Annotated in this window: 5 protein-coding genes; 3 read left to right on the forward strand and 2 right to left on the reverse strand. The window is 75.5% G+C overall.

From position 1 onward, the window contains the following. Positions 1–42 precede the first annotated feature (42 nt). Positions 43–2,358 (forward strand): AAA family ATPase, encoded by a 2,316-nt coding sequence (locus tag ACFV4F_RS40910; protein WP_380510652.1) that lies wholly within the window; start codon positions 43–45, stop codon positions 2,356–2,358. A 1-nt stretch (position 2,359) separates the two neighbouring features. Here ACFV4F_RS40910 and ACFV4F_RS40915 read toward each other — a convergent pair whose 3' ends face one another. Continuing rightward, on the reverse strand, positions 2,360–3,334 hold the full coding sequence (locus tag ACFV4F_RS40915) for a hypothetical protein (protein WP_380497808.1): 975 nt from the start codon (positions 3,332–3,334) through the stop codon (positions 2,360–2,362). Between the two features lie 346 nt (positions 3,335–3,680). Between ACFV4F_RS40915 and ACFV4F_RS40920 the strand changes: the two genes are divergently transcribed. Together ACFV4F_RS40920 and ACFV4F_RS40925 are read left to right on the forward strand one after the other, a co-directional pair. Continuing rightward, positions 3,681–4,007 (forward strand): CU044_2847 family protein, encoded by a 327-nt coding sequence (locus ACFV4F_RS40920; protein WP_380447751.1) that lies wholly within the window; start codon positions 3,681–3,683, stop codon positions 4,005–4,007. A gap of 3 nt (positions 4,008–4,010) precedes the next feature. Then, complete coding sequence (locus ACFV4F_RS40925; protein ID WP_380510655.1) at positions 4,011–8,336, forward strand: tetratricopeptide repeat protein; 4,326 nt, start codon at positions 4,011–4,013, stop codon at positions 8,334–8,336. A 96-nt stretch (positions 8,337–8,432) separates the two neighbouring features. On the opposite strand, the gene ACFV4F_RS40930 is transcribed toward ACFV4F_RS40925, so the two are convergent. Beyond that, entirely contained in the window at positions 8,433–8,723 is a 291-nt protein-coding gene (locus tag ACFV4F_RS40930; RefSeq protein WP_380510658.1) for a hypothetical protein, read from the reverse strand. Positions 8,724–8,765: the final 42 nt, after the last annotated feature.

An 8,765-nucleotide genomic window follows, 5' to 3' on the forward strand; every position in this document is an offset into this window, starting at 1 on the left:
TTGGGCCACCCGCTAATTGTTTCCTCCTCTCACCCACCCCCTGTGTACTCACTTGACGGGCTGTGGGGTTGTCTCCCCCGGCCGGGCGGGGAGCCCGCGCCCGCGCGGCCGGCCGGCGCGATGCGGCGGCTGCGCGGGCCCCTCGGCGCCCTCCGGCTCGCCCCCGACGCGCCGCCGGCCCCGGCCCCGGCCGCGGTGCCCGCCCCCGTCACCGGCGTCGCCGACCCCTTCGCGGTCATGACGCACCTCGGCCAGCTGCGCCAGCGCGAGGTGCGCACCGCCGTCGTCTACATCCAGGCCGAGGAGACCCTCGTCCACAACGAGGCCTCCCGGCAACTGGCCGGCGCCCTCGCCGACCGGGCCCAGGACCGGCTCGGCCGCAACCGGTGGATCTTCGTCTTCCGCCGCTCCACGCTGGAGGAGGTCGAGCGGGTGGTCGCCGACCGACGCGTCTACCCCGCCCTCGCCGCCTTCCTGCGCACCGAGATCGACCAGCCCGCCCGGGGTGGCGCGTTCCGGGTCGGCTACCCGGACGAGTCCGAACTCGACCGGATGGTCCAGCAGTTGCGCCTCCGCGAACACCTGCGCATCGGCGACTGGCGGGAACTCGCACCGCTCGTGCGCTCCTTCGCGAGCACCCCACGCCGCGCCTCCGCCTGGCGCGAGGACCTGCGTCTGCTCATCTCCGACGGCGCCCCGCTCGACCGGCGCACCGTCCTCGAACGGCGCCTGGTCACCACCGTCACCCCGCACGACGAGAGCCCCTGGGCGCGCCTGGAGGCCATGCCGGGCCTGACGCCCGTCAAACGCCACCTCCACCGCCTGCGCAACCGCATCGAGGCCGAACGCGCCCTGCCCGCCCGGCGCGACGCCGCCACCCAGCACCTCCTCTTCACCGGCAACCCCGGCACCGGCAAGACCACCGTCGCCCGGCTGATCGGCGAGATCTACCGCGACCTCGGGCTGCTGCGCCGCGGGCACCTGATCGAGGCCGACGCCTCCGACCTCGTGGCGGGCTACGTCGGCCAGACCGCCGAGCGGACCAACGCCCTGATCGACCGCGCCCTCGACGGCGTCCTCTTCCTCGACGAGGCCTACGCGCTCAGCGACCAGCGCGACGGCTTCGGCGGGCAGGCGATCACCGCACTGCTGGCCCGCATGGAGAACGACCGCCACCGGCTGGTCGTGGTGCTCGCCGGCTACCCGGACAAGATGCGCGAGTTCCTCGCCGCCGACCCGGGCCTCGACCGCCGGATCCGGGCCCACATCGAGTTCCCCGACTACGACCCGGAGACCCTCCTCACCATCCTGCTCGGCATGCTGACGGAACGTCAGCTCACACCGACCAAGGAGACCCGCGAGCTGCTGGGACGGGTCGTGACCGGCATGCACCGCGTCGCCCGCGAGGGCTTCGGCAACGCCGGGGCGATGCGCCTGCTCGCCGACGACCTGTTCGACACGTGGGCGGGCCGCGTCCAGCGGCAGGTGCACCTGCCGCTGCTCCCCGCCGACCTGCCCGAACGGTACCGCTCCTACCCGCCGAAGCCCGTCCCGGCCGCGGCCGACCTGCTCGCCGAACTCGACCACCTGGTCGGCCTGCGCGAGGTCCGCGAGTTCCTCACCGGCCTCACCGAACGCCTCGCCCTGCGCCAGGCCCGCGGCCTGCCCGGCACCGCCGTCCCGCACATGCTCTTCCTCGGCCCGCCCGGCACCGGCAAGACCACCGTCGCCCGCCTGGTCGGCCGCATCTGCCACGCCCTCGGGCTCCTGCACACCGACGAGGTCGTCGAGGTGACCCGCGCCGACCTGGTCGGCCAGTACGTCGGCCAGACCGCGCCGCGCACGCGCGAGGTGGTCCGCTCCGCGCTCGACAAGGTCCTGTTCATCGACGAGGCCTACAGCCTGGCCTCCGGCGACGGCCGCAACGACTTCGGCGAGGAGGCCGTCGACACCCTCCTGCGCGAGATGATGGAGAACCCGGGCCGGCTCGTCGTGATCGCGGCCGGCTACCCGCGCGAGATGCAGCGCTTCCTCGACGCCAACAGCGGCCTGCGCTCCCGCTTCGGCGAGACCCTGCACTTCGCCCACTACCCGACCGCCGACCTCGTGCAGATCCTGCGCAACCAGGCGGCGGCCCAGCGCTACCGGCTCTCCGACGACGCCGCGCGCCGCGCCGCCGCCTGGTTCGACGCCCAACGCGCGGCGCGCCCGCACGACTTCGGCAACGCGCGGGCGGTGGGCGGCCTGCTCCAGACGATGGAGACCAGGCTGGCGCGCCGCCTCGGACCGGACGGCTGGGACGGGCCCGCCGAGGAGCCGATCACCTTCGCGGGGGAGGACGTGCCGCCGCTCTCCTGAGCTACTGGTCCGCCCAGGACAGCGCGGCGTGCGTACCGTCGTCCGCCTGCTCACGGCGCTCCAGCAGCCCGGCGAGGATCTCGTCGACCCGGGTGAGCCTCGTCTCCAGCGAGGCCGCGAGCGCCTCGGCCTCGACCAGCGCCGAGCGGGCCCCGCCGTCGGAACCGTCCGAGCCGTCCGCCTCCACGCTCTCCGGCGCGAGCGCCCGGGCCAGTTCGGCGTCCGCGTGGGCGTGCAGGCGCAACGAGGCGAGCTGCTCGACGCGCCGGGTGCGTACGCTGTCCAGGCGGTCCCGCACCTCGGCCAGGCGAGCACTGCTCTCCTCGAACCGCCGCTGCTCGACGGTGAGTTGATCGTCCACGTCCTGGGCGCGGGCGAGCCGGTCGCGGGTCTGCGGCGAGAGCGCGGCGAGCTGCTCCTCGGAGAGCCGCACGAGCCGGTCGGCGCTCGTGCGCAGGACGTCCTCCACGCCGGTGTCCTTGCCGCGCAGGGCCAGCAGGCGGGCGGTGATGACCTCCTGCTGGCGGGCGAGCCCGTCGAGCGCCGAGACGATCCGCTCCAGGCGCCGCAAGTCGTCGACCTGCCGCCGCAGTTCGGTGAGCTCGGCGAGACGGCGACGCAACTCGTGCTCACGCTGTTCCAGTTCGTCGAGCGCCTCCCGCTCGGCCTGCACGGCCCGCTTGGCCGCCCGCAGCCGGTCCGCGAGGTCGCCGACGTCGCGCCGGACGGCCGCCCCTGCGAGCACCGCGTCGAACAGCACGTCGACCGCGTCGCGCAGGCCCTCCCCGGCCGTCAGGGCGTCGTCGAGCTCGTACAGCGCTTCAAGCGCGGACGCGCCGCCGGGCCCGCCGTCGATCCCGCGCAGTTCGGCGCACACCCATTGCAATGCGGCCCCCAGCACCCGCAGCGACGCGACGACCTCGCCGTCGCCCACCGCCTCCAGCGCCGCCGCGATCTCCCGCCTGGCCCGCTCCACGCCGCCACCCCCAGCCGTACCCGCAGCCGCACCCACGTCCGGGCCCCGATGGTAGCGGCGGAACGCCCACCCGACACCCGCAACGACCAAGCTCCCGGGGCCCGTTCGGGCAGCGAGTCGGAGCCGGCGGGCCCGGCTCCGCCGAACACCCCCGCCACACCCCCGCCCACCGCTATCCTGCGACCCTCGCACCACCGCACGACCCCGCGCGCACCCCCTCCCCCTCGCGGCCCCGCCGCCCACCCCTGCGGCACCCCGGCTCCGCCAAACACCCCCGCCACACCCCCGCCCACCGCTATCCTGCGACCGTCGCACCACCGCACGACGTCACCAAGTGGGGGTCACCATGCCGGAGTTGCTGCGCTTCCAGGGACCGGACGACTCCTCCCTCGTGGTCGAGGTCGACGACGACTCCCCCGGCATCCAGCTCGTCTCCCGCAGCGACGAGGGCATCGCCGAGGCCGCGCACCGCCTCGACGCCGCGCTCACCGCGTGCCGCCCCACGCTCGAATCCGTCCTCGCGGTGCTGCGGCACCTCAAGCCCGAGGAGATCGAGGTGTCCTTCGGCATCAAGCTCAACGCCGAGGCCGGCGTCGTCATCGCCAAGACCGCCACCGAGGGCCACTTCGACGTCAAACTCAGCTGGAAGTCCGGTCCGGCCGCCGCGAGCTGACCGGTGGCGCCCAACCCGGCCCGCGCGCCCTGGGTCGTCAGCATCCAGCCGCACGGGCGTCCCCTGCCCGAGGGCGGCGGCACGCTCATCTCCGAGCGCCTCGTCCTCACCTGCGCCCACGTCGTCGACCCGGGCACCCCCGCCGAGCCGCCGGACGGCCCGGTGCTCGTCCGCTTCCCGTTCCTGCCCGCGCACGAGCCCGTCCCCGCCCGCGTCCTCCCCGGTGGCTGGCACCCGCCCAAGGAGTGGGCCGGCGACGTCGCAATCCTGGAGCTCGACGCCCCGGCGCCGCCCGGGGCCGAGCCGGCGCCGCTGCGCCGCACCGACGCCGACGTATTCGGCCACACCTTCCGCGCCCACGGCTTCCCCGCCGAGCACAAGACCGGCGGCGTGCCGATCCGCGGCGAGATCGTCGGGTACGCCGAGGGCGACTGGCTCCAGCTGGAGTCGACCGCGCAGACCGGCTGGGCCACCGAACCCGGCTTCTCCGGCGCGCCGGTGTGGAACAACACCCTGCACGCGGTGATCGGCGTGCTCGGGCGCCGGCAGAAGCCGGGCCGCGCCGACCGCCGGGTGGGCTTCGCGCTGTCGCTCGACCCGATCGCCCGGCTCTGGCCGCCGCTCGCCGCGCTCGTCCACGACATCACCGAGCAGGAGCGCCGCGACCGCCTGGCCCGGCTGCTCGCCGTGCCCCTCGCGCCGTCCGGCGAGCTGCCCCGGCTCGACCAGGTCGACCCGCACGACCTGGGCGTCAGCGAGTCCACCTACACCGCGAGGGGTTACGAGCCCTACCTCGACCGACCGGCCGCCGACCGCGAGGTGGACACCGCCCTCGCCGCCGGCGGCTTCGTCCTGGTGGCCGGCCGGTCCAAGGCGGGCAAGTCCCGCACCCTGCACGAGCGCCTGAGCCGCGCCCACGGCGCCGCCCGGCTCGTCGTCCCCCGGCGCGGCCGGCGCGACCTGGAGGAGCTCGCCCGGGCCGGCCTGCCGCACTCCCCCGGCCAGGTCGTCGTCTGGCTCGACGACCTGCACCACTACCTGCTCTCCGGTGCGCTCGACGCCCACGCGCTGGACCTCCTGCTCCAGCACGACCCGCCCTGCCTGGTCGTCGGCACCCTGACCCACCGCCACCGCGAGGAGCTCGCCGGCCTGGAGAACGAGGTCGGCCGCGCCACCCGCGAGGTGCTGCGCCGCGCCACCGTCGTGCACCTGCCGCACACCCTCACCGACGAGGAGCGCGAGGCCGCCGCCGACCTCTACCCGCAGGAGGACCTCTCGCTGCGCGGCCTCGGCGAGATGCTCGTCGCCGCGCCCGCCCTGGAGACCCGCCTGGAGGCCGGGCCGGAGAGCTGCCCCGAGGGCCGCCTGCTGGTCCGCGCCGCCGCCGACTGGGCGCGCATCGGCTCCCCCGTCCTGCTCGACGAACCGACCCTGCGCGAGCTGTTCGACCGCTACCGGCTGCGCTTCGTCGAGCTCGACCTGGACCCCGGCGACGAGCCGTACCGCACCGCGCTCGCCTGGGCCCGCGACCGCGCGCAGGCGGGCATCGCCCTGCTCGTCCGCGCGCGCGACGACGCCGGGCGGCCCGGCTACGAGGTCTTCCCCTACGTCGCCGAGTACCTCGACACCGCCGTCGACGCCGAGGCGGTCGACGACGCGGCCTGGGAGCTCGCCGCCCGACTCCTGGACGGCGCCGACCTGGCCACCCTCGGCATGGTGGCCGTCCTGCACGACCGCGCCGACATCGCCGAGCAGCAGCTGCGCCGGGTCGTCGCCGAGGACGCGGACGACGACCTCACCGCCGGCGCCGCCCTGGTCCTCAGCACGATCCTCGTCTACCGCCGCGAGTTCGCCGAGGCCGAGACGCTCCTCCGGCGCGCCGCCGACTCCGGCGTCGAGGACGTCGCGGAGCTGGCCCAGGCCGAACTCGGGAGCCTGCTCTCCGGCCGCGGCGAGCACGAGTCCGCCCGCGCCCTCCTGGAACGGGCGGTCGGTGCGCCGGACCCGGAGATCTCGCTACTGGCCCAGATCGCGCTCGCCGGCGTGCTCTGGCAGCTCGGCGAGGCCGAGCAGGCCGAGCGGCTGCTCACCGCGGTGCTCGCGCACGGCGTCGAGCAGATGCCGCCGTCCGCCACCGCCCGGCTCGGCCAGGCCCTCAGCGGCCAGGGCAGCACGGCCGTGCTCGCCGGGACACCGGGCATCGGCGGAGCGGAGCAGGGCAAGCGCGTCCCGGCGCTGCGCTCCGCGCCAGCCGCCGCCGACCCGCCGGCCGACCAGCCGTGGACCCTGTCCCGGGCGGTCGGCACGTCCGCCGCCTCCTCGATCTCCGGCATGGCCCGCGCCGGCCTCGGCGGGCTCCTGGTCGGGCGGGGTGAACTCGGCCGGGCGGAGGAGCTGTTGCGCTCGGTCCTGGCGGACGGCGACCCCGAGGCGCGCCCGATCGCCCAGGGCGCGCTCGGCGAGCTGCTGATCGTGCGGTCCCGCTACGGCGAGGCGGCGGAACTGCTGGAGCTCGCCGTCGCCAACGGCGGGCCGTGGGTGGAGGTCGGGGCCAGGCTGTGCCTGGGCGTCGCCCGGGTCTTCCTCGGCGACACCGACGAGGGCCTCGCCCACCTGCGGCAGGTCGTCGACCTCGGCCACCCCGACCGCAGCCCCGAGGCGATGTCCGTCCTCGGCCACTGGCACCTGGGCGAGGGTCGGTACGCCGAGGCCGAGGAGTGGTTCCGCCGGGCCATGGCCACCGACCACCGGGACTGGTCCATGACCAGCCGCAACGGCCTGGCCTGCGTCCTCTACAGCCGCGACGGGGACGACACCGGCACGTGCGCGCTGCTGGCCGAGGTCTCCGCCTCCGGCCACCGCTTCGAGGCGCCGCGCGCGGCCGACCTGCTCGGCGACGTCCACGTGCTGCGGGGCCGGCCCGAGGAGGCCGTCGACGCCTACCGCCGGGCCATCGCCCACGGGCACCACGTGTGGTCCTGGCAGGCCCGGGTCGACCTGGCCCTCCTGCTCGTCGGCGCCGTCCCCGACCCGCGGTCGGCCGCCGCGTTCGACGACGCCGACGAGGCGGCCGCCCTCCTGGCCGAGACGGCCCGCTCCCCGCACCCCGACCTCGGCCCCCGCGCGGCCGACCTCCTCGGCGACCTGATGGTCGCCGTCGGCCGCCCCGACGAGGCCGTCGACGCCTACCGCCGGGCCGTCGCCTCCGGCCACCCCGAATGGTCACTGGTCGCCCGGATCGACCTCGCCACCCTCCTGGTGGACCTCGACCGCCCCGACGAGGCCGAGGCGCTCCTGCGCGAACTCATGGCCTCCGGCCACGCCGTCGCGGCGGGCACCGGCGTCGCCCTGCTGGGCGTGCTCCTCGTCCTCACCCCGGGCCGCGAGGCGGAGGGCCTCACCCACCTGCGCACCGCCGTCGACACCGCCGGCGGCCCGGCCCTGCAGCTCGCCCGTTTCCACCTGGCCACGCAGCTCCTGGGCACCGAAGAGGAGGGCCGTGCCGAGGAGTTGCTGCGCGCGGTGCTCGCCGACGAGCCCTCCGACGTCACCGGGGTCGCCCGGGCCATGCTCGCCGCCCTCCTGCTGGACCGCGACGACACCCAGGGCGTCGCGGACCTCCTGGCCACCGACGACGACCCCGTTCCCGCCTACGTCGCCGCCGGCGAGGACCTCCTGGAAGTCGGCGAACTCGACGCCGCCGTCCGCCTCATGGAAGCCGCACGGGAGCTCCCGGCGAGCCCCGACACCCCGCGCGCCACGACCCTCCTCGGCATCGCCCTGCGCGCCCGCAACGACTTCCCCCGCGCCCGCGACGCCCTGACCGAAGCGCTGGAGACCACCGGACCCGACCTCCACCACCTCGTCCGCCGCTACCTCGGCAGCACCCTGTTCCGCCTACGCGACTTCGCCCGCGCCGAGGAGGTGCTGCGCCCGGTCGCCGAGGACGCGCAGAGCCTGCACCACCCGGAGGCGGTCCTCCTGCTGGCCCTGGTCGTCGACAGCATGCCCGACCGCGAACAGGACGCCGCCACCTGGTTCGAGACCGCCATCCACGCCGAGGACCCCGACATCGCCGCCCGGGCCCGCGTCCACTACACGTCCCTCCTCCAACGCCTGGGCGACGAGACCCGCGCCCGCGAAGTCCTGGCCATGCCCAGTGGCCCCTCGGCCTCGGCACCCCGCGAACTCCCCACCCCACCCCCACCCGCCCCCGACGGCCTCCCCACCGCCGTACTCCTGCTCCTGGCCGAACTCGCCGACGCCGAAGACGAACCCGCCGAAGCCACCTACTGGCGCACCCGCGCCACCGACGCCACCGACCGCTGACGCTCCCCGTCGCCACTCGACAAGGAGCCCCCATTCACACCCACTGGCCACGCCGCGGGACCCAGGTCGCGGATCAACCAGCCCGGCAGCCCGGGTTCAAAGCCACCGCTTGGCTGCTTCCACGCTGTCACCGCCGCTGGTGTTGAAGGCGATTGCCGCGTTCGGTGCATACCGCCGGACCAGGTTCACGACCTGCTCGAAGAGCGGCAAGAGCGGTTCCGGCTTGCGGATCCCACCCCCGATGACGACAACGTCCCAGTCGCACTCCGACAGTGCTGACACCATCGTGGACTCCGCGGACTCATCCAACGCGACCAGTGCCGTGACTCCTCCTCCGGCTGAAGCCGGGGGCTTCTCGCTAACCCTGGCGGGCGTTGCGACGGACAAGCCCTGCCCGTAGAACGTTGGTGGCTCCCACCGTGTCGGCGT

This window comes from Kitasatospora sp. NPDC059722 (assembly GCF_042733235.1).
Classification (GTDB): domain Bacteria; phylum Actinomycetota; class Actinomycetes; order Streptomycetales; family Streptomycetaceae; genus Kitasatospora.

Coding starts and splice junctions, on each gene's coding strand:
- ACFV4F_RS40920 (WP_380447751.1), top strand. CDS start 3,681: ATGCCGGAGTTGCTGCGCTTCCAGGGACCGGACGACTCCTCCCTCGTG.